Below are 20,792 nucleotides of genomic sequence, written 5' to 3'. Positions count from 1 at the left end.
GCACCGGTCTTTCGATCTGCTACGGTATGAGGGGTTTTTCCTTCAGTTTCCTTACCCATGGTTATCGACCCTCTCTATCAGCAAGCATCACACAATGTCTAACAATAAAGCTCAGCCCCTGTCGGGGCACCGAAAGAGGTGAGTGGGCTGGAGTCGTTAGAGATACACCACTCCTAGGTGAGTCGGCTTCAATCAGTCGCCACATCTCCCTCATCTTGGCGAATTGCTTGGGGCGCAAGCTGATAATACTCAATCTTCACGATAGGCTCCCACGGTAGCCGCGCCGGGTCCCGGATGGGCACGAGTTGCGGACGGGTAGCGCAATGGAAGACCACGTAAAGCCAGTAGTCGCCGCCCAATCGTGCGGCAGTTTTGTACTCGTTGCGGGTCAAGACCACCGGGCCCGTGCCAGCACGTCCTTTGACCTCAATGAAGTGAACACCGCCGCTGGTGGGGTGCCGCGACAGGATGTCAAAGCCGCGATCTTCGGCGGAGACATCCTCTGGAATCCAACCCCTTTCCCGCTCGTAGCGCATGGCTTCCTCCATCGCAATGCGCTCAACTTCCTCGTCGCGGATCACCGGCGCGAAATTCTCTCGCTCCGGGTGAGGGAGGACCAGAGCTGAGCCGATGTGGGTGAAATCAGCGATGGCCAGTTGCCGCTCCCGCTGGATTTCCCGGCATCGCCGTTCCAGCCGCACGTTCAACTCGTCCAGCCGCCGTTCGGCCTCGCCGAGCGCTAAAGCCACGTCCTCGCCTCGCTCCTGCCGCTGCAGGAGTTCCACCACCTGCCGTTGCTGGCGGTCAATGAGGGTGAGAAGGCTCACTTCTACATGCCGGGCAATGGTATCCAGCTCTTTATGGCGTTCCTCCCGGACTTTTTCCAAGAAGGGCTGAAGCCCCCTCTCCAGTAGAAATCGCTCTACTTCTGTACGGTCAAGGGCGATTGGCGGCTTCATAGTGATTTTAGTCTCCGCGGGGGTCAGGTCTAAAAAGGCGGTGGGCTGGCGCAGTCGTATCTCACCCGAATCGGCCACTTCTACGACGAAGAGTTGTCGGTGCAGCGTATTTCCACGCCCATCGGCGATGGAAGCTGCATAAACCTCAAGGCGCGAGGGTGTTGTGCGATTTAGATCGTAGAAAACTGCACCCCGACGAAGGTCTGTCTGGACTTTCTCCCAGACATCCTCGCGGACGGCCTCAAAGAGCGGATGGCCGGGGGTGACCCACTCCAGCGTGGGGTCTTCGGTGAGATGTCGTTTGTCGAAGGTGATCCGACGGTATTCTCGTCCCAGCGAGCCGAAGCGAGGCTCCAGACGCTCGCCCACTAATTGAAGGTGCCTTGGAATGCGGCCTAGGGTATAGATTCCGTTACGCCCCTTTGGGGTGGGCAGTGCGGCAACAGGGGCTGCCTGAAGGAAGAACTCCTCCACCACTTCAGGGACGAGACGCCGTTCTTTCGCCTCGGCGGTGCGTCCTAAGATAGCCGAAAGGTTCAATTCTTTCTTGGCCAACCCCTCAAGAGTAGAGTGGCAGATTCGTGCAAACCGTTCCCTGTCAAAGTCTCTTACGACTCGATCGAGAACTGCCTGCTGTGAGAGCGTCCTGCATAGAGCTCTCTAAGCAAACGCTCCAGATAGTTGGCGGGTACGATCTCTCCGACTACATCAAAGACCTGGTCGCTACCAAGTTCACGGCGGATTTCTCTCAGGCGCTCCAGTAACCGCTCCAGAACCTGTCCTTCCCGCGTGTTGGCCGCCACGAAGTTGAAGATGAGACAATCTCGCTCTTGGCCATAGCGATGGATGCGGCCCATGCGTTGCTCGAGCCGCATGGGGTTCCACGGGATGTCGAAGTTGACCATCAGCCAGCAGAACTGAAGGTTAATACCTTCGCCTGCAGCTTCGGTGGCCACCAAGACCTGGGCCTCTTCGCGGAACTCCCGTTCGGCGTAAATCCGGGTGCCCGGGGTATCCCGGTCGCCGACTTTCATTCCCCCGTGGATCTGCGTGACTTTCAGCCCCCAACCGGGCCGCTCCTTGTTCCCTTTCCCGAGCCGCTCAACCAGGTAGTCCAGTGTCTCCTTGAATTCCGTGAAGATCAGTAGCTTTGTCTTAGGGTTGCCAAAGATGTTCTGGTCCGTGAGCACTTCACGGAGCTTGTTCAGCTTTGAGGACATCTCTCGTTCCTCAAGGGCTCGGGCCTTTCGTACTAAAACCCCGAGTTCTTCGATTTCTCGCTGGATTGCTTGACGCTCCGATGGCAGAGAGGCCTGCTCAACTTCCTCCTCCAACCGGGCGACTTCGTCTTCCGGCAGCTCGTCCATCTCATCCAGCCGTGTTAGGTCTGCCACGACTTCTGGTTGAGGACAGCGCAGGCGGTCCTCCAGCTTCTGGAGACGCCGCTCAAGACTCCGGCGGACTGCATGAATACTGGAAGCAAACCGGCGCTGATACATCGCCATGGTGAAGCCCAGGGCCCGACCGCGGGCCGAGGGATCCGCTGCTGCACGAATGGATTGATCCTGTACATACCGGGTCAAGGCCTCATAAAACTCAAACTCTTGGCCATCTAATTCAAAACGGACCGTACGCACCTCTCGGTTCGTAAACAACCTGCGGACCTCGCGGTATCGGGATCGGGAAAAGTTACAAGCGCCTCTTTGGTCCGCCGGAGATAGAAGGGGGCGCGATTGCGCTTCATGGCTTCCTCAAGGCTGCGAACATCGCCGTATACGTCTCGATCCAAGAGCTGCAAAAAGAAGCAGAAGTTCACGGGGTCTCCCTTGTGGGGCGTACCGGTGAGCAGTAAGAGATGGTGCGTCTTCTGCGAAAGGAGTTCTCCAAGTTTGTAACGCTCCGTTTTATGTTCGGGATCGCTGGCGCTCATCCTGTGAGCTTCGTCCACGATAATTAGATCCCAAGTCGTTCGGCCAAGGCTTTCCAAAACCTCTTCACGCTTTGCCCAATCCATGGAAGTGATGACTTGAGGTTTGTCCTGCCAGGGATTGACGCCATAGGCGTTTCTTAGATCTACTCCTCGGATGATGTCAAACCGCTCACGGAACCGGTCCCGCATCTCCCGTTGCCACTGGAAGGCGAGGTTGGCGGGTACGACGATGAGAGTTCGGGTAACGAGCCCCCGGACCTTCAGCTCTTTGAGAAGCAAACCCGCCATGATGGTCTTCCCGGCCCCGGCGTCGTCGGCCAGCAAGAAGCGGATCTGGGGCAGAGGCAAGATATAGTGGTAAACCGCTTCAAGCTGATGAGGAAGTGGATCCACGCGGGCGATGGAGAGAGAGAAATAAGGGTCATATTCGTAGGCCAAACCCAAGCGGGCCGCTTCAATCCCCAATCGGAACCGTAACGCATCGCCATCAAAGGAGGCTTCGGCGGGAATGATCTTTAGGGAATGGACCTGGTCCGGACTCAGAAGGCGCTCGTGGTAGTGTTGGGTGCGAAGCCCCTGTCCTCCAACTTTCAGATTAGCCCCAATGGGTTGCACGAATAGAGCCCGGATCGGCTCTGGGAAAATCTCCCCTTCGAGAACGACACCGGGTTGAATGAGGGATTCTTTATCACTCATAGATTACGCCCTCCAAAAGCAACTTACCAGCCACCATGAGAATTGGAACTGATACGCTCACCCTTCGGTTTCACGTCCCGCGATGCCTAGCTCTTCTTCGAGGCCTCTCACCAGGCACTGCTCTGGGCTTTCGCCAAGTTCAAGCTTGCCACCAGGGAATTCCCACTTGCCGCCCGCCAAAGCCCACCTGCCGCCGGGCAATGAGTACCTTGACTCCATTACGAATGAGGGCTACAGAGGTTTTGGAGTTTTCCTGTTCAATCGTCTTCAACACGTCATCAGGTCTTTTTCCTGGATATGCAAAGCATTCTCACGAATCTTTATACCATCCCTATCGCTCTGATTTTCCAAGAATATCCCCTCCAGAAGCCAAGGCCTGCACACCTTGCACGGGATATAACCCTGCCGGATCGCTTCTTCCCTGCTTCCAAAGTCCACCCGGTTGGCCGGGCTTATTCCCGCAGCCCACCAATCTGACCGCCGGAATTTTTCACCTCAACGTCTCCTAACAGTGCGCCTCTACGTCTACCTTCCGTAGAGGAACCAACACAATGCCTCGTAACTATAATCTGTATACTTCCCACCCCTGAAGCAGAACAGGTTAAAGTTAATCCAAATAAAAACACCACCACCCGCTTTCGCGTTTATCCGCGAAAAGCTTGGAAACCTCTCTACCTCTGGCTGTGTACATTCCTCGCACCAGCTCCGCCTTCTCCCCCTGACCGAGGACACGTACACACTTTTTCCCTTTTTTTGTCTCCACCTTCTCGATTCGTTCCACCCCGAACTGCATACACAGCGGCCTGGCATCGGCCAAAGCCCGGGCCACCGCGTCTATCTGATCAGAGGAAAGCACCGTCTTTTCTTTAGCGCAGCGCCGCAAATACCCCACCAACTCCGCCCCGCCGCGGAAGACGGGCATGGAGCAGTCCTCGGCCTTCAGCCACCGGCAGCGGGTGAAGAGAACCACGGGGAACACATACTCTCCAGAATCTCCTGGCAGGCACAGCTTCGACCCCTTGAGCCACTCCGCAAACAGTCGCTTATGACGCAGGTTCTGCTTCGTGGGGCTCTCGCAGCGCACCCAGGAATTGCCCTCCTTCCGCTTCCAGTTATCCTTGTACCCCAGAAAGGCCCCTTCCCAGGCTTTGGTCTCCACCAGAAACATCCCCGGCGGCCCGATCAGCACGTGGTCTATCTGGACGAACTCGTCCGGCTCCGGTTCTACTACGGCGTCATTGACCACAACCCAGCTGTTCGGCAGGAGGAGCCAGAAATGCAAGAAAGCGTTGTCTTCCCCGCCTTCTCCTTTGGCTTTGTCCCTGGCCCGCACGGCGTTGAACCGCCACTCCGCCAGCGGCCTGACGGCCCACCTGAACCAGGATGGCACTTCCTCATCTATGCGTTCGTGCATCTCCTTCCTTTCGCGTTCCACTTTCTCCCGGATTTTTGCCCGGAAAAGCTCTTTTATCTCGCGGTTCTGTTTGACTATGCGGGCTGGCATATCCAACGCCTCCCTTCACACGTAGAACCCTCTTGTGGTTGAAAAGCCTTTCACAGTTCCGCTACCTCTAAAACTTGAAGCTACGACCCACACAACCTACAGCAAAATTCGCAGAAAAGAGATAAATTTCATGGAACAACATAAACCAGCGCGCCTTTTCCCTGGTATTCCGGCGGAATCTCGCCGAGTGGCCAGCCAGGTTTAGTGGTCTCAAGGTAGAAGTACTTGACCCCATCCTTCTGGTAATAGCTTCCCCAGCAGTCCGGGCACTCCACCCCCACTGCCATGTGGCCGGGGTTGCCGCTGAAAACCAGAAGCGCTGTTCTGTAACCCATCGCCTTAAGAATCGCGGCAAGCAGGATAGATTTGTCCTCGCAGTCACCGCCATCCACCAGCGTCTCAACCGGATACCTGGGGTACTCTCCTTTTTCGCTTACGTAGGGTATTGCTTCCTGGACGAACGCCGCCGCAAACTCTATTCTCTCTCTGGGAGTCCGGGGCGCTTTTTCGGCAATTGCTCCGGCCAGGGTTCTCACCAGTTCGCTGTTTTTCTCTTCCGTCACGTAAGGCACATATCCGTCAAGCATCCGCCGGTACTCCGCTTCCCGGTACAATCGCTGCAGTTCCAGGTATTCCGACCAGATCCGGTCTAGATCGCGTTGAGCTTCATAATATGCGCTCATATACGCCTGGTATTTTCGCCAGGCTTCGTAGTAAGAATCACCTGGCAAAATCCTGCACTGTTGATACCAGAAATCCATGTAACGCTTAAGCTCTTCCGCTTGCTGCTTCAGGTTGTTGAGCCGCTCCAGGTACTCTTTCAAAACGCGTTCGTGGATCCTGGGCTGGCTTCCGTAATACCGGTACATCTCTTCCGGAATGGGCACCCGCCACGTCCATTCGTTGCCCTGCTTATCGTGCCACCTGTACTCTTTTACAATTGCCTTATAGTTCGCAGCAGGCTCCTCAAGCGCCCCTTCCTGTTTATTGCCGGCCGGAAGTGACCCCGTCTTGCCTGTTTCGTCAGGAACTCTAACCACAACAGTTTGAGATGCAGGATCCCATTCTATGGCCACGCCAAGAGCATCTGCCAGCCAGCGGATCGGCAGCATGATCCGGCCTGTAACGATTTCAGGAACAACATCCATGGTTACAGCTGCACCGTTCAGCAGCATTATATTGCTGCCTATGGTAAACTGAACAACACGATCACCCTTAATAACAGTGACTTTACCAGTTGTGGCATCCCACAGGACGTTGTCGTCAGCTACACCTGCCACGTTTGCCGCAAACCGCAGGGGCAGGAATGTTCTCCCTTCTTTAATGTACGGAGCAACATCCATGACAACAGTATTACCGTTCAGCAAATACGAGTTTTTGCCTATTGTGAAAACTGCAGTATTTCCACCACCGGCCCGAGCAGGAGAAACAAAAATAAAAAGCATTGCTATTGCTACTATTGCTACAACAAGCAAAATGGCAGGTTTTCTCATCCTTCTCATCGCCTCCCTTTACGGCCCGTACACCTTGCCCGGCCTGTACCCGGTACTCAGGGCCTCTTCCCCGGTCTTAAACTCCACCCGGTTCTGCGGCGCTATCTTCTGCGCCCACTCGCAGGCGGGAAGCACTCGCAGGCGGGAAGGTGGAAGACCTTCGACCGGGCGCTGCCTGTATAGTTTGTACTGCTGGCCTGCTTCGCGGCCCCACCGCCCGGCACCGGTGCGGCTGCCGCGTTGTACTATTCGCCAATATGAAACTTTTTCCTGCCGCAGCATCCCGCGCAGGATTAAAAAAGCACCACAAGTCCTGCCCCATCAACATCTACGCCAAAGCCCTGAAGAGTGCCGATGGGGATGCCGCCGATAAAATGGACAGCATCCTGACTAAGTGCAGGGGAACACCGTGAGCTGCCCCCAAATTGTCCCCAAGTGAATGTTTATGTGGCCCCCGGCAAAAAATTAAGTCCCGCAAAAGTTTGCGGGACTTAGGTTTATCGCTGGAGCCCACAACCGGGATTGAACCGGTGACCTCCGCCTTACCAAGGCGACGCTCTACCTACTGAGCTATGTGGGCATGGTTGCGGGGACCGGATTCGAACCGGCAACCTTCGGGTTATGAGCCCGACGAGCTACCAACTGCTCCACCCCGCGGTATGGTGGAGGGGGCAGGATTCGAACCTGCGAAGGCTGCGCCGGCAGATTTACAGTCTGCTCCCTTTGACCACTCGGGAACCCCTCCACGTTTGTAATATTGGCTATTATGGAGTGATCATTATGGAGCCGACGAGGGGACTCGAACCCCTAAACCTGCTGATTACAAGTCAGCCGCTCTACCTGTTGAGCTACGCCGGCATGAAGGAAGTTTCAGCACCTTCTATTATACAAAGGAATCCCCGGCAGATCAAGTCGCTCGGGGTTTTTGCTCTCACAATAGATTTGCTTTCTTCTGGCTGCGAACCAGGACTAACCTGTTTCCCTGCTCGATCTAGTGTTCGCGCCTTTCCAGATAACGTTCCAGCTTCCGCTTCACCCGCTGGAGGGCGTTATCGATCGACTTCACATGCCTTTTTAAGTCCGAGGCCATCTCCTGGTACGATTTCCCCTCAAGATACGACATCAACACTTTCCACTCCAGAGAAGTTAAGATTTCTCCCATCTTTTCTTCAATGTCATCGAATTCCTCACGGCTGATGATGAGTTCTTCCGGATCGCTTACCTTTGAGCCGGAAATCACATCAAGCAATGTCCGGTCTGAGTCTTCATCGTAAATGGGTTTATTCAGGGAAACATAGGAGTTAAGAGGTATGTGCTTCTGGCGGGTTGCCGTTTTGATGGCCGTAATAATCTGCCGCGTGATGCAGAGTTCTGCAAAGGCCCGGAATGAAGAAAGCTTATCGCACCGGAAGTCCCGAATCGCCTTATAAAGCCCGATCATCCCCTCCTGAATGATATCCTCTCGGTCAGCACCAATTAAAAAGTATGATTTTGCTTTTGCCCGGACGAAATTTTTATACTTGTTAATCAGGTGCTCTAGGGCGACGTCATCTCCATCTTTGGCAAGTTCTACTACATCTTCGTCTGCCATAAACTGGTACATGTCACATGTCTCTCGCTGCGCGAGATTACCCATTCCGAACATCGCCTCCGTGAGAGATTTCAAGGTGTGTACATGGGCCCTTATTCAGTTTTTAAAATTTTGAAAAACCACAAGAAATTCTTCACAAGCTTCCAAGCCAAATAAAATCGCCTGTCCATTATCTTTCTAAGAAAAAAAATGGAGGCGTTGACGGCAGACTTTACTTTGTGGGAACACTCTGATTTTGGCTTGTCCGCAATACCAAGACCAATTATACGAAAACTTCAGGTTAAAGTCAAGGTATACTGCATTCCTATTCCTTAAATTTTCGGCGGCGCCAGCCCTCAAAAATCCTTTTCATTTGCTCCGGCAAATGGTTGTCCAGGGGAACGCAGTCAAAGGATTCACGCAAAAGTTCTTTTCTTTCCTTTTTCAGCCTCTGGATTTCCCGGCGAAGCTCGGAAGGAGTAATGCGGCAGGCGCCCTGGGCGGAGACAATCCGCTGCTCAAGCCAGTCGGAGGTGGCCACAAAAAGAGGAAGGGCCTCGCGCTGCGGGTGAATCCTGCGCTGGGCAACGAACCTCTCGATCCACTGGTCGGCGGTTTCCCCTTCCCTGGTGAAAATTACTTCAATCCCTTCGCATTCTTCCCGCCTCTCCGTTCCCCCCTCCACCTGATGGGCATCAAAAACCAGAATTACCCGGATTCCCGAGAGGGCGTGAAACTCGCTCAAAATCGTGACCAGCCGCTCGCGCGCGTGGGCGAGGTCCTCCTCCTTCAGGAGAGCCAGTTCAGGCCAGGCATTTAAAATATTATAACCGTCCACTAAAAGAGTGCCCTCCAGGATGAAACGCCCTTCCCTTTCAAACAGGTTTCTTCGCGGTCCGCTGGCGCAGGATTTCGTAAAGGAGAATCGATCCTGCCACCGCTGCATTCAGAGACGAGACCTTCCCCCGCATGGGGATCCGGACCAGGCAGTCGCAAACCTTCAAAAGCGAGGGGCCCAAACCTTTTCCCTCCCCTCCGACAACAAGGGCAAGGGGGCCGGTTAAATCTGCCTCGTAACAGTTTAGACTGGCCCCGGGGTCGGCGCCAAACACCCAGAGGCCGGCATCTTTCAAATCGGAAATGCTCTGCTTCAAGTTAACCACCCTGCTGATGAGGAGATGTTCGAGGGCTCCTGCCGAAGCCTTCGCCGCAGCACCGGTCAGCGGCACGGCCCTCCGGGCAGGGATAACAACGCCGTGCACTCCGGCAGCCTCGGCGCTGCGGAGGACCGCCCCAAAGTTCCGGGGGTCCTCCCATCCGGCAAGGATCAGGACGAGGGGATCCTCCCCCAGGGCTGCAGCCCGCGCAAGGATCTCCTCTACGGCAGCGTAGGGTCTCGGGCTGGAGTAAGCCGCCACCCCCTGGTGCACGCCGCCCTTTGTCAGGAAATCTAAAACCTGCCGCTCAACGGTTTGCACCGGAACTCCCTGGCGGCGCGCCTCCGCAACGATCTCCCGAACATTCCCGCGGCTTCCGCGCGCGACGAGAATTTTATTTAAGGGGCGGCCTGCTTTTAACGCCTCCAGAACCGGGTTACGTCCCCAGATCGTCTCTTCCATCATCTGGAACCTCCCGGCACCGGACTTCCCGAGCCCTTCCGCAGGAAAATTCCCCCTCCCAGCAGATCCCTTCAGTCTCGCACGAGGGGCCGGCAAGGGCAAAGAGCACCGGCGCCACCCGGCGCACCTCCTCCCGCATCTTCAGCGCCAGGGCGCGGATTTCCCACTGGGCGCGCATGCAGCACCGGAGGCGGAAAAAATTAAACAGGGAACGGGCGTTGAAGGTGCAGACCAGCTTTGTCTCGACGGCATTGGGAAGCAGGTAGCGGGCATCCTCGCGGGGCACTTTTTTTGCCAGCTCCCGGTAAGCGGCCTGGATTTCCTCCATCTTTGCCCGGAACAGGGCAAGGGCTTCCGGGTCGGCAGCAATTGTGGGAGGAACGATATACGAAAAATTCTGCTCATCCACGTAGCGCTGGGACTTCTGGGAATAAGAAGCAATCCGGTGGCGTACCAGCTGGTGGGAAAGAGCCCTGCTGACGCCCTCGATGGCAAAAGTGAAGCTGGCATGCTCGGCAGGGGAAAGGTGGCCAACCGCAACCAGCTTCCGGAGCAGGGAGACAACTTCGGCACGACTCAAATTTTCCTTTAATTCCGCGGCGCCCCGCGCGGTGTAGCAGAGGCGCGCCGCGGCGGCTACGGTAGCTTCAGGTTCCGGGGTGTAACTCAATAACTCGACTTTCATACCTTCCACCTGCATCTCCAGCTCAGGCTCCCCCTAAACGAGGCGCCAGCGGACACCCCGGGGCGTATCCTCGAGGATGATTCCGATCTTCCGCAGGGTCTCCCGGAGGGCATCGGCCGCCTGGTAGTTTTTCTGGCGGCGCGCTTCTTCACGCGCCTTTAAAAGCTCCGCCAGAAGCTCCTGCGGCGTCGCAGGCAAGGGCTCCGGAAGAACCCCAACTGCCGCCTCCTTGAGTGCGGGATAGTATTCGCTGCCCAGTTCCCTGCTTTCCCCAGGCACAAGACCGAGCAGGTCCAGCAGCCGGATAAAATACTGGCGGACCCGGACGAGGACGTGGATCACAGCAGGGGTCGGGTTGAAATCCTCCCGGTTGATAAAACCGTTCACATCCCGTCCCAGGTTGTGAAGCGCGGCCAGCGCAAGGGCGGTGTTGAAGTCGTCATCCATGGCCGTTTCGAACTCCTCGACCCGCGCCACAATCTGGCTCCGAAAGGCAACCGCCTCCCGGGAGAGCCTCCCTGCGGGAACCACCTCCTGCTTCCCCGTTACTTCTTCCAAGAGTTCCAGGGTGTTGCGGAGCCTGCTGTAGCTCCGGCGCGCCTGCTCCAGCTGCTCCAGGTTGAAGTCAAGGGGGCTCCGGTAGTGGGTTGAAAGGAGAAAAAACCTCACGATTTCAGGGGGCCACTCCTGCAGGAGGTCCCTCACGATAAAAAAGTTCCTCAGCGACTTTGACATCTTTTCTTCGTTAACGGTAACAAAGCCGTTGTGAATCCAGTAGCGGGCAAATGGGGCAGCGCCTGCATAGGCCTCGGCCTGGGCGATCTCGTTTTCATGGTGGGGAAAAATCAGGTCGCTTCCACCCCCGTGGATATCGAAGCCGAAGCCCAGGTACTTTAAAGACATCGCCGAACATTCCAGGTGCCACCCGGGCCTTCCCCTGCCCCAGGGGCTTTCCCAGGCCGGCTCCCCCGGTTTTGCGGCCTTCCAGAGGACAAAATCCAGCGGATCGCGCTTGCGCGCGTCCACCTCAACCCGCGCCCCGGCCCGCATCTCCTCCAGCGTCCGCCCGGAAAGCTTCCCGTATCCCGGAAACTGGCGGATGCTAAAATAAACGTCGCCATCCACCTGGTAGGCCATTCCCTTTTCCAGGAGGCGTTCCACCATTTGAATCATCTCGGCGATGTGCTCGCTCGCCCTGGGGTGGACATCGGCGCGCAGAACCCTCAAGGCATCTGCATCCCGATAATACTCCCTGATGTACCGGTTCGCAAGCTCCAGCGCATCTTCATTTTCCTCAGCTGCGCGGGCAATGATCTTATCGTCGATGTCGGTGAAATTCTGGACATACAAAACGCGGTAGCCCTTGTACTCCAGATACCGCCTGATGGTATCGAAGACAACCAGGGCGCGGGCATTTCCGAGATGGATAAAGTCGTAGGTAGTGGGGCCGCACACGTACATCTTAACCTGGTGCGGCGATGCCGGAATAAAATCCTCCTTTTGCTTAGTGAGCGTGTTGTAGACCCTGAGACTCATGGATTTTCGCCTCCAGTTCTTCGATCCGGTTTTCCAGGCGGGCAATTTTTCGCTGCAGGCAGAGGATCATTTCCCCTACAGGGTCGGGCAGGAGGTGGTGCTGGAGGTCGATGGCATCAGGCTGGGCGTCCGCAACTTTCCGCCCGTCCCGAACCACAACCTTTCCCGGAACTCCTACCACAGTGCAGTTGGGCGGTACGTTCCTGAGCACCACCGAACCGGCGCCAATTTTCACGTTATCTCCCACCGTAAGGGAGCCAAGCACCTTTGCTCCGGCGCTGATCACCACGTTGTTGCCGATGGTGGGGTGGCGCTTCCCTTTTTCCTTGCCGGTTCCCCCCAGCGTAACCCCCTGGTATATCGTCACATTATCGCCAATTTCGGCAGTCTCCCCGATCACCACACCCATCCCGTGATCGATGAAAAGACCTTCACCGATTTTAGCGCCCGGATGGATTTCGATGCCGGTCAGGAATCTGTTGAACTGAGAGATCAAGCGAGGAAGCAGAACCAGGTTCTTCCGGTAGAGCCAGTGGGCAATCCGGTGCAGCAAAAGGGCATGAAAACCAGGGTAACACAGGATGACCTCCCAAACGCTTTTCGCCGCCGGGTCGCGCTCGAAAATGACCTGGATATCCCTTTTAATCCGCCGTAAGAACCCCACATCTCCCCCTCCTCAAAATTCTGCCTTGAAACTAAAAAATCCTTTCGCCTCCCAGAGACGAAAGGATCCCTTCCGCGGTTCCACTCTGCTTGGGCAAGATACCCCTCTTGAAACTGCTAACGGTCGAACCGTTGGCGCCTACCGGTTTTCGGCGCCACAACTCCCGGGCGCACTTTCGGTACCGCTTGACCAGAACCGCTTCCAGCCGCCGGCGGTTCCTCTCTGGGGGAGCCGGTACTTACTCTTCCCGTTCCTCGTCTTTGCCTGTTTGATTTCACCCGACGAATATTTGGGATAATTATATTGGATCTCTTGCTCGACTGTCAACCCCGCCAGCCGGACCCGCCGCAGAAATTTCCAAACTGTTTTCCAGACGGAATTGGAGAAAATTACCTGGATCCCTCCTCGCCGGTGGTGATCTGCTTGTTAGGGTAGAAGGCGATAGTCTCCCCACGGCATCCCCCTGCCGGGTTGTCGTAAGGCGAAGATGGCTTGCCCGTTTGCCGTGTTACGCGGTAGCCATACCGGGCCGGCTCCCGTTGATTCCCAGGATTAACAAGCGATCACCACTTTCCGAGAAGGAAATATGTTAAAAATAAAAAAAGAATGCCGGGCAACACCCGGTAAACCTGGAGAAGAACCGGTAAAATATTATTTACGGAGAAATCGGGTCTGGGGGCCTAACCGGGTTTATTATCCTAACCGGTTTTTGAAAGCTGCCTTACGGCGGTGACAAGCCGCTCCACATGGCTTTCATCGTTGAAATAGCCGAAACTCGCCCGCAGCGTACCCGCCGGAAACGTTCCCAGCGTTTTATGGGCCGCCGGAGCGCAGTGGAGTCCGGTACGCACCCCGATCTTGAAAGCCTGATCAAGAATCGTTCCCGCAAGGGCGACGTCCATTGCATCCAGGGTGAAGGAAACAACACCGGTTTTCGGCCCAAAGGGATCACAGAACAGCCGCACCCCGTCCACTCCCTTTAAGCCTTCCACCAGCTGCCGGGCAAGTTCGGCTTCATGGCTTGCGATGGAGTCAATCCCCACCGACTCAATAAAGCGGATGCCGGCGAGCAGCCCGGCGATTCCCGGGAGATTGGCGGTTCCCCCCTCCAGGCGCCACGGTAATTCCTCCGGCTGGTAATCGCCTTCAGACTTGATGCCCGTTCCCCCCTCCCGGAAGGGATCGACGGGGATATCCCTCCCGAGGATCAAAATCCCCACTCCCATGGGGCCCAACAGGCCTTTATGTCCCGGGGCAGCAAGTATATCGATCCCCAGCCTCTCCATATCCACTTCAACCACTCCGGCGCTTTGAGCGGCATCCAGAATCAGGATACCGCCCCGCTCGTGCACGATCCGGGCGATTTCCCGCACCGGTGAGAGACATCCGGTTACGTTCGATGCGTGCGAAATTACGGCAAAGTCGATGCCGCCTTGACATAACTCCCGGAAGTGATCGAGATCGATCTGAAAATCGGCGGTTCCCCGGGCCACCGCCACGGACACCCCCGAACGCTGCAGGGTGCGGAGCGGCCGCATCACCGAGTTATGCTCGTAAGGGCCGGTAACCACCCTGTCCCCGGGTTTTATCAGCCCCTTCAGGGCAATGTTGAGGGAGTCGGTGCAGTTGAGGGTAAAGACCACGTGCTCGGGGGAAGGGGCGTTGAAGAACCTCGCTACTGCATGCCTGGCGTCCGCAATGATCCGCTCGGCCTGCTGGGACATATGGTGCGAGGAACGGCCGGGATTGGCCCCGAACTTCCGCAGCGTTTCGTCCACCGCTTTATAAACAGATTCCGGCTTCGGCCACGTGGTGGCAGCATTGTCGAGATATACGAATGGGCCGTCCACTCCGGTTACCCTCCTATGTATCTCCCGTAAAGACTCCTGGCCACCTGGGGATCTTCGGTTCCGAAAACAATCGCCCTGCCGTCACGGAAAAGAACAATTTCATATTCCCCACAGCGAAACCTCAGCAGGTAGGCATTATGCTCCACTCGGAAGATCTTGCTCAGCGTCTCCAGGGTCAGCTCGAAGTTAATTTTGGTGCTCCCTGCCGGCACCACCTGAACCGCTTTCCGCCCGCAGAGGGATGTGGTCATCAGGTCGCCCGAGCGGTTCAACAGAGTGAACTCTTTTTTTTCGCAGACAGGACACCCCTGCAGCCGTTCCACCGGAGCGATGGTAACGCTGTTATGCCAGAGCTCGATGAAGGTCAGGCCGCGCGACACCTGATCTTTCTTCCCAACCAGTATCTTCAAAGCCTCCGAGGCTTCCCAGGCCGCAACCATAAAAGCGATCGGACCCAACACTCCGACAGTGTCGCAGGTAAACGGCGAGGTGTGCCCCGACACCCCGGGAAAGAGGCAGTTGAAACAGGGGGTGATCCCCGGGACGAAGGTGGCTGTACTGCCATACGTGGCTATACAGCCGCCGTAGATCCAGGGTATCCCCATTTTTACACAGGCCTCATTAATCAGCGCCCTTGTGTAGAAGTTGTCAAGCCCGTCGAGCACCACCGTGGCGCCCGAAATAATCTTTTCGACGTTCCCGGAATTTACGTCATCAACGACAACCTCGTAATCAACCTCCGAATTTATCCGTGCCAGCCGGTTTTTAGCCGCAACCGCTTTCGGCAGGGAGTTTGCGGCGTCCTCCTCTTCGTAAAGCCCCTGTCTCTGGAGATTGGTCCAGTCGACAAAATCCCTGTCCACCAGGCAAAGGGAACCCACCCCGGCCCTGGCGAGAATATTCGCAATGTTGCTTCCCAGCGCTCCCAGGCCGATTACCACCACCCTTGACTGTCTTATCGCCTGCTGGCCGGCCTCACCGATCTCCGATACAAGCGCCTGCCGGGCATACCTCTCAGGTATGATCACCATCTACCTCCTCTCCCTACATCCCTGGCCTTACGCTGCTTGTTACAGAATACCATTGATATTCTACTAAGTCAATCATATATCTAGGATTAATGGGAAGCAACCACCCCTATCCCTTAAACACTTAAACTAAATGCAATAACAAGTCCGGCCCTCTTTAAAAGCACGGCAAAAAGGCCGCTTCGCAGCCATTTTTCTCAAGATATTTGCAGGTATCGGGAACTCATGAAACATCACCGCACTGATAAAGGGAATGCCGAATCCTCACCATCCTCCCGGCAGATTTCACCGACCATGTCAGGCGTGAAGCAGATTACGACTGTTTTCTTTCGGCATCTTTTCCGAATCAGCCAGGTGTTCCGCAAGTTCCCCATCACCTCAATTCCTAACCCTTGAAGAGGTCGCCTGTACAGACCCGGAAAAACGTTTTACCGAACACGGTTAGCCAGCAGAAGGCCAGCAGGCAATAGCATAGAAACCCGTAGAATCTGAGCGGTGAGCATTGGAAACCTGCGGCAATTGAGAAGGTTGCCCCGGCGTAGGCGCCGAGCGGAAAGGTGAACGCCCACCAGGAAAGCGCGAAGGGCAGGTTCTTACGCAGGATATTGGTAAGGGTAACAATACCTGCCACAACGAGCCACCAGAAGCCGAAGCTCCAGTAGATCAGACCGAAAATTTTTATTACCGGCAGGGCAAGGCTTCCCAGCCAGGGCGCGCTGACCGTTCCCAGATTCAGCAGGGCAAGAGTACCCGCACCGATGGGCCCCAGGTAGATCCAGATGGTGGGGATCAAGGCCCCCGGAAGTGGTTGAGCAACAATAAATCTATAGAAACAGATCACCGCCAGGAATATGAAGAGAAAGAAGCCGGTCCCCCAGGAGGCGTAATTTACCAGCAGCAGCAACTTTTGAAAGGATTGCGGCCAGTAGGGAATGAGTTTGGCGCCGGCAATGGGTGCCACGATCAGGCTCACCGGGGGCATGAACCAGGCCGGATTCAGGTCGGCAACCGTTACCCTGTTGAACAAATTGATAACCGGGGTGATGACGGCGAACGCCAGGGCCAGGATCCCCCCCGATACCCAGCAGACCTTGGCGATCTTGACCGCCAAATCCACGTCCAGGTATTCGGTACCTATAACCAGGAAATCTGCCGCCAGCACCAGACACCCGATCGGCATCGTGGCGTAGAATTGCCCTGTAATGGGATGCTGCAGGTCACGCAGGGATTGCTCTGTGAAGCAAAACCAGCGCAGGGTCCAGGGAAGAATGAGCGCGCAAAAGAGGAGGATGTTGATCACCCATAACCAGGCTGCCACGTTGTTTAACCAGGGCCAGTAGCAGGAATAGTATTTGCTGGTGACCGCGAAGATTCCCGTCCCCATAACAGAGGCAAACCAGGCCGGGGCAAAATTTTTTATAACCCTTGTCAAACCCTTCATCCCGGGTTCCTGCAACTGCACCTTTGCTTCCAATACAATCTCTCCTTTCCAAACCTCCGGACAAGGCGTTGTTTCCTTTCGCCTTCATTTTAGAAAGATTGCTCCCGGTAATCACTGCACGATCTTTTCGCACTTCTGGATTATTTTTAGGTTGGCAGGTGAACCCATAAAAATCGAAAAAAAGACATAAAAAAAACCGGATTTATTTCCGGTACGGAATATCAAATGAATTATCTACGCTCGATTTCTTTTTTTCTATAGCGGGCGGGAGTTAAACCGGTTTTTTTCTTAAACAGGCGTGAAAAATAATTGGCATCTTCGTAGCCCACCTTCCCGGCGACTTCGGAGATAGAAAGGGCGGGATCGGTTCTGAGCAGTTCTTTGGCCTTATCCAGTCTTGTGGCCGTGAGATAATCCGTAAACGTCTGTCCCTGCTCCCGGCGAAATAAATAGGAAAAATAGGCGGGGCTGAGGTGAACCTGCCGGGCCACTTCCTCCAGCGTCAATTTTTGGGTTCTACCTTCCCACGAGAAGCCTCCTTGACGTTACCACCCGCACCGCCAGCAACTGCCGGTAACCGTTTACCCACTTCAATTTGCGCCGCTCAGGAAGCGGTTTGTCTATTTGGGTCTACGTGGAAAACAATAAAGTAGTGCTGGAACCGGTGACCTCTCTAGACGTACTTCTGAAAGACCTGGTGGCCGAAGCTAAAGATAAAGGATATACCCGTCGGGAAATCGAGCAGGAAATAGAGGCTGCGCGGGAACGGCTTTTTAGAGAACTTTACGGAGACCAAGCATGAGAGTAATGCTTGATACTAACGTTTTAATCTCTGGGATGGTTTTTCAAGGACTGGAGCGCCGGTTATTAGAAAGTATTCTTAAGAATGACCATGTTTTGGTGCTCTGTGAACAAACTGAAACAGAGGCAGAAATGGTTCTGCTACGCAAGTTCTCCATTTCCGAAAGGTTTTTAAAAAACTTCCTCCAGTTATTCCGGATCGAACGCCTGCCGGTTCTTCCCGAAGTATTTCAAAACGTTTCTCGCCTACAACGACGGCCGCGGGCTGGCCCTGGCGCTGGCCTTTGTTGACGGGAAGCTCCGGAACCAGGTACTGCTCTCTACAGGTGATCATTCTCTTCCGCCCGGTTCTGCGGCTTGAGCCGGAGCAGCCTGATTCCGTTCAGGGTCACCAGCACCGAAGCCCCCATGTCGGCGAGAATGGCCAGCCAGAGGGTCAGCCAGCCGGGGAAAACCAGCAGCACGGCAGCCAGCTTGACAATCAGGGCAAAGGCGACATTCTGCTTAATTACTCTCACTGCCGCTTTGCTCAGACGGATACAGAAGGGGAGTCGGGACAGGTCATCCCCCATCAGGGCGATATCCGCCGTTTCCAGGGCGACGTCCGTTCCCGCCCCGCCCATGGCGATCCCTACGGTGGCCAGCGCCAGAGCGGGAGCGTCGTTGATCCCGTCACCCACCATGGCCACCCTGCCGTATTTTTCGATCAGCTTTTTCACGGCCTCCACCTTGTTTTCGGGCAGCAGGTCGGCCTCGAACTCGTCGATCCCCAACTGCCCCGCAATGGCTTTGGCGGTGGCGGCATTATCGCCGGTCAGCAGGACGGTTCGCACACCGGTTCTCTTCAGTTCCCGGACGGTATTTTCGCTCATCTCCCTAAGTTGGTCGGCCACTGCGATGACTCCCAGGATCTCTGTTTCGGTTCCTATGATTATCGCCGTTTTACCCTGTTCCTGGAGCCGCCCCAGGAGCGGTTTGATCCGGCTCACCGGCGCCCCGATCTCCTCAAACAACCTGGAACTGCCCATGTAATACACCCTGCCGGCAACCTCCCCCCGGGCGCCTTTTCCGGCGAGGGCCTGAAAATTCTCCGGCCGGGACAACTCGAGCTTCATCTCCCCCGCCTTCGTCACAATTGCTCTGGCCAGGGGATGTTCGGAAAGCAGCTCGATGCTGGCGGCCAGGGCGATCAGCCCGCGCTTATCCTGCCCTCCTGTGGGGATCACGTCCGTCACCACCGGCTTCCCCACCGTCAGCGTTCCAGTTTTGTCAAAGGCTACCACCGAAAGGGCGCCGGCTTCTTCCAGGTGAATGCCGCCTTTAATCAACACCCCGTTGCGGGCGGCGTTGCCGATGGCCGCCACCAGGGCAACTGGGGTCGACACCACCAGGGCACACGGACAAGACACCACCAGCAGGGCCAGGCCCCGGTAAATCCAGGGGCCCCAGGATTGTCCCAAGGCAAGAGGAGGCAGCAGAACAATAACCGCCGCCAGCGCCAGGACGACAGGAGTGTAAACCGCGGCAAAGCGATCCACGAAGGCCTGGGACGGCGCGTGCCGGGTTTGAGCCTCCTCCACCATGTGGATGATCCTGGCGATGGTGGTATCGTTGACGAGCCTGGTCACTTCAACCTCGATGGCCCCCGCATGGTTCAGGGTGCCTGCGAAGACCTCGTCCCCTTCCCCTTTTTCTACCGGAATTGACTCCCCAGTAATGGCCGCCTGGTCGACGGCGGAATTTCCTCTGACAATCCTGCCGTCCATGGCGATCTTTTCGCCGGGCTTAACGATCATGATGTCGCCCACCCGAATTTCGTCGACGGGAAGCAGGATTTCTTTGCCGCTGCGCCTGACCAGCGCCTCCCTGGGAGCAATGCTCATCAACTCCCGGATCGACTGGCGGGCCTTTTCCATGGTATACGACTCCAGGGTGTTGGAGACAGAGTAGAGAAAGGCCACCACCGCACCCTCGGACCACTCCCCGATCGCCGCCGCGCCGATCACCGCCACGGTCATCAGCACGTTCATATCGAACCGGAACTTTTGAAGGCTGAACCATGCCCGCCGGGCCGTGGCCGCTCCCCCGATCACCATCGCCGCCAGGAAAAAGGCTATGGTGACAGGGCCCGGAGCGCCGGTAAACTTCGCGATCCAGCCCGCCAGGAGGGCGAACCCCGACAAACCGGTGACAAGGAGGCGCTTGTGCCGCTGCCAGAAGGTCTGTTCAACGGGGTTTTCCCCTTCCGGCCGGGCGATGATGTCATGCCTGGCGCCCTCCCGGGTAATCGCCTCGGGGTCAAACCTTCCCTCCACCGTCAACCTGGAGGCGCCGAAATTGATTTCCACCCTGGTAACTCCAGGGATCGCCGCCACGTCTTTTTCAAACCTGGCGGCGCAGTCGATTCAGGTAAGGCCCGATAACTTGAAAACGAGCTTTCCTTCCCTCCCGGACGCAACCTTGAAAGCATCAGCCGGCATCACTCACCGCTCCCTTTGAGTTCCCGGATTATCGTTTCGATCAGACCGGCGATCCTTTTCTCCTTCAAACTGTAAAATACCATCTTCCCTTCCTTGCGGTATTTGGCAAGGCCGATGTTCCTCAAGAACCGGAGGTGGTGAGAAGCGGCCTGGACGGTGGAACCGATCAGGTTGGCCACATCGCAGACACAGAGCTCCTCCCGGGCAAGGGCGTAAACGATTTTCAACCTGGTATCGTCGGCCAGCGCCTTGAAAAACAGGGACATGCCCTCCGTAACCGCCACTTCTTGCTTCAACCGGTTGACCTTTTCGGTATCGGAACAGAAGATTTCACAGACATCAGGAGTAAAACCTTCCCCGGCAAACCGGCGATCGACCATGAAATCACCTCTCATCAGCAGGCCGCTCGGGTCATCTTATTAAAACATGTACTTTAATGTTATAATATTCGCTCCCGTTAAAACTGTCAACGGGAAAATGACCCGGACACCACTCCGAAAAAGCCGGGGATGTGCCCTTGCAATGCCCCTCCGCCG

Annotated in this window: 18 protein-coding genes, 4 tRNA genes, 1 pseudogene and 1 other annotated feature; of the genes and pseudogenes, 3 read left to right on the top strand and 20 right to left on the bottom strand. The window is 56.0% G+C overall.

Annotated elements, in window-relative coordinates:
- Positions 1 to 188 precede the first annotated feature (188 nt).
- The 4 genes and pseudogenes from HPY58_11380 to HPY58_11365 all read right to left on the bottom strand — a co-directional run bounded on the left by HPY58_11380 (position 189) and on the right by HPY58_11365 (position 6,582).
- Positions 189 to 3,585 (bottom strand): annotated as a pseudogene (locus tag HPY58_11380) (DUF3883 domain-containing protein).
- A 57-nt stretch (positions 3,586 to 3,642) separates the two neighbouring features.
- Positions 3,643 to 3,804, bottom strand: a complete 162-nt coding sequence (locus HPY58_11375; protein ID NPV30224.1) for an NUDIX domain-containing protein — start codon at positions 3,802 to 3,804, stop codon at positions 3,643 to 3,645.
- Positions 3,805 to 4,192: 388 nt separating this feature from the next.
- Positions 4,193 to 5,089, bottom strand: a complete 897-nt coding sequence (locus tag HPY58_11370; protein ID NPV30223.1) for an NERD domain-containing protein — start codon at positions 5,087 to 5,089, stop codon at positions 4,193 to 4,195.
- Between the two features lie 128 nt (positions 5,090 to 5,217).
- On the bottom strand, positions 5,218 to 6,582 hold the full coding sequence (locus tag HPY58_11365) for a copper amine oxidase (protein NPV30222.1): 1,365 nt from the start codon (positions 6,580 to 6,582) through the stop codon (positions 5,218 to 5,220).
- Positions 6,583 to 6,731: 149 nt separating this feature from the next.
- Here HPY58_11365 and HPY58_11360 point away from each other — a divergent pair, with 149 nt between their 5' ends.
- Positions 6,732 to 6,995, top strand: a complete 264-nt coding sequence (locus HPY58_11360; GenBank protein ID NPV30221.1) for a hypothetical protein — start codon at positions 6,732 to 6,734, stop codon at positions 6,993 to 6,995.
- A 91-nt stretch (positions 6,996 to 7,086) separates the two neighbouring features.
- Here HPY58_11360 and HPY58_11355 read toward each other — a convergent pair.
- The 14 genes from HPY58_11355 to HPY58_11290 all read right to left on the bottom strand — a co-directional run bounded on the left by HPY58_11355 (position 7,087) and on the right by HPY58_11290 (position 17,481).
- A tRNA-Thr gene (locus HPY58_11355) sits at positions 7,087 to 7,162 on the bottom strand.
- Between the two features lies 1 nt (position 7,163).
- Positions 7,164 to 7,239, bottom strand: a tRNA-Met gene (locus HPY58_11350).
- Positions 7,240 to 7,242: 3 nt separating this feature from the next.
- A tRNA-Tyr gene (locus tag HPY58_11345) sits at positions 7,243 to 7,327 on the bottom strand.
- 36 nt (positions 7,328 to 7,363) lie between these two features.
- Positions 7,364 to 7,440: transfer RNA gene (locus tag HPY58_11340), tRNA-Thr, on the bottom strand.
- 133 nt (positions 7,441 to 7,573) lie between these two features.
- Entirely contained in the window at positions 7,574 to 8,218 is a 645-nt protein-coding gene (sigH, locus tag HPY58_11335) for an RNA polymerase sporulation sigma factor SigH (GenBank protein ID NPV30220.1), read from the bottom strand.
- Between the two features lie 259 nt (positions 8,219 to 8,477).
- Positions 8,478 to 8,990 (bottom strand): NYN domain-containing protein, encoded by a 513-nt coding sequence (locus HPY58_11330; GenBank protein ID NPV30219.1) that lies wholly within the window; start codon positions 8,988 to 8,990, stop codon positions 8,478 to 8,480.
- 37 nt (positions 8,991 to 9,027) lie between these two features.
- Entirely contained in the window at positions 9,028 to 9,771 is a 744-nt protein-coding gene (gene rlmB / locus HPY58_11325; GenBank protein ID NPV30218.1) for a 23S rRNA (guanosine(2251)-2'-O)-methyltransferase RlmB, read from the bottom strand.
- Positions 9,746 to 10,456, bottom strand: a complete 711-nt coding sequence (locus HPY58_11320) for an FAD-dependent thymidylate synthase (GenBank protein ID NPV30217.1) — start codon at positions 10,454 to 10,456, stop codon at positions 9,746 to 9,748. The genes rlmB and HPY58_11320 overlap by 26 nt, the downstream gene beginning before the upstream one ends.
- A gap of 33 nt (positions 10,457 to 10,489) precedes the next feature.
- Positions 10,490 to 11,992, bottom strand: a complete 1,503-nt coding sequence (locus HPY58_11315) for a cysteine--tRNA ligase (protein NPV30216.1) — start codon at positions 11,990 to 11,992, stop codon at positions 10,490 to 10,492.
- Complete coding sequence (cysE, locus tag HPY58_11310; GenBank protein NPV30215.1) at positions 11,961 to 12,656, bottom strand: serine O-acetyltransferase; 696 nt, start codon at positions 12,654 to 12,656, stop codon at positions 11,961 to 11,963. The genes HPY58_11315 and cysE overlap by 32 nt, the downstream gene beginning before the upstream one ends.
- A gap of 50 nt (positions 12,657 to 12,706) precedes the next feature.
- Positions 12,707 to 12,920: a binding site (T-box leader), on the bottom strand.
- Positions 12,921 to 13,354: 434 nt separating this feature from the next.
- Positions 13,355 to 14,506 (bottom strand): aminotransferase class V-fold PLP-dependent enzyme, encoded by a 1,152-nt coding sequence (locus HPY58_11305; protein NPV30214.1) that lies wholly within the window; start codon positions 14,504 to 14,506, stop codon positions 13,355 to 13,357.
- 5 nt (positions 14,507 to 14,511) lie between these two features.
- On the bottom strand, positions 14,512 to 15,537 hold the full coding sequence (locus HPY58_11300) for a thiazole biosynthesis adenylyltransferase ThiF (protein NPV30213.1): 1,026 nt from the start codon (positions 15,535 to 15,537) through the stop codon (positions 14,512 to 14,514).
- 382 nt (positions 15,538 to 15,919) lie between these two features.
- Positions 15,920 to 17,008, bottom strand: coding sequence for a C4-dicarboxylate ABC transporter (locus tag HPY58_11295; GenBank protein NPV30212.1), 1,089 nt, complete (start codon positions 17,006 to 17,008; stop codon positions 15,920 to 15,922).
- A 197-nt stretch (positions 17,009 to 17,205) separates the two neighbouring features.
- Positions 17,206 to 17,481 (bottom strand): helix-turn-helix transcriptional regulator, encoded by a 276-nt coding sequence (locus HPY58_11290; protein NPV30211.1) that lies wholly within the window; start codon positions 17,479 to 17,481, stop codon positions 17,206 to 17,208.
- 89 nt (positions 17,482 to 17,570) lie between these two features.
- Here HPY58_11290 and HPY58_11285 point away from each other — a divergent pair, with 89 nt between their 5' ends.
- A complete protein-coding gene (locus tag HPY58_11285; protein NPV30210.1) occupies positions 17,571 to 17,777 on the top strand; it encodes a hypothetical protein in 207 nt (68 codons plus the stop codon).
- Complete coding sequence (locus HPY58_11280) at positions 17,774 to 18,067, top strand: PIN domain-containing protein (GenBank protein ID NPV30209.1); 294 nt, start codon at positions 17,774 to 17,776, stop codon at positions 18,065 to 18,067. The genes HPY58_11285 and HPY58_11280 overlap by 4 nt, the downstream gene beginning before the upstream one ends.
- Before the next feature lie 29 nt (positions 18,068 to 18,096).
- Here HPY58_11280 and cadA read toward each other — a convergent pair whose 3' ends face one another.
- Together cadA and HPY58_11270 are read right to left on the bottom strand one after the other, a co-directional pair.
- Positions 18,097 to 20,256 (bottom strand): cadmium-translocating P-type ATPase, encoded by a 2,160-nt coding sequence (gene cadA, locus HPY58_11275; protein ID NPV30208.1) that lies wholly within the window; start codon positions 20,254 to 20,256, stop codon positions 18,097 to 18,099.
- Positions 20,256 to 20,636: a winged helix-turn-helix transcriptional regulator gene (locus tag HPY58_11270; GenBank protein ID NPV30207.1), complete on the bottom strand. Its 381-nt coding sequence runs from the start codon at positions 20,634 to 20,636 to the stop codon at positions 20,256 to 20,258. Before HPY58_11270 ends, cadA begins: the two co-directional genes overlap by 1 nt.
- Between the last annotated feature and the right edge of the window lie 156 nt (positions 20,637 to 20,792).

The organism is Bacillota bacterium (assembly GCA_013177945.1).
GTDB lineage: Bacteria > Bacillota > DSM-12270 > Thermacetogeniales > Thermacetogeniaceae > Ch130.
The sequence above is the reverse complement of the archived record's forward strand: the minus strand, read 5'-3'. Positions and strand labels throughout refer to the sequence as shown.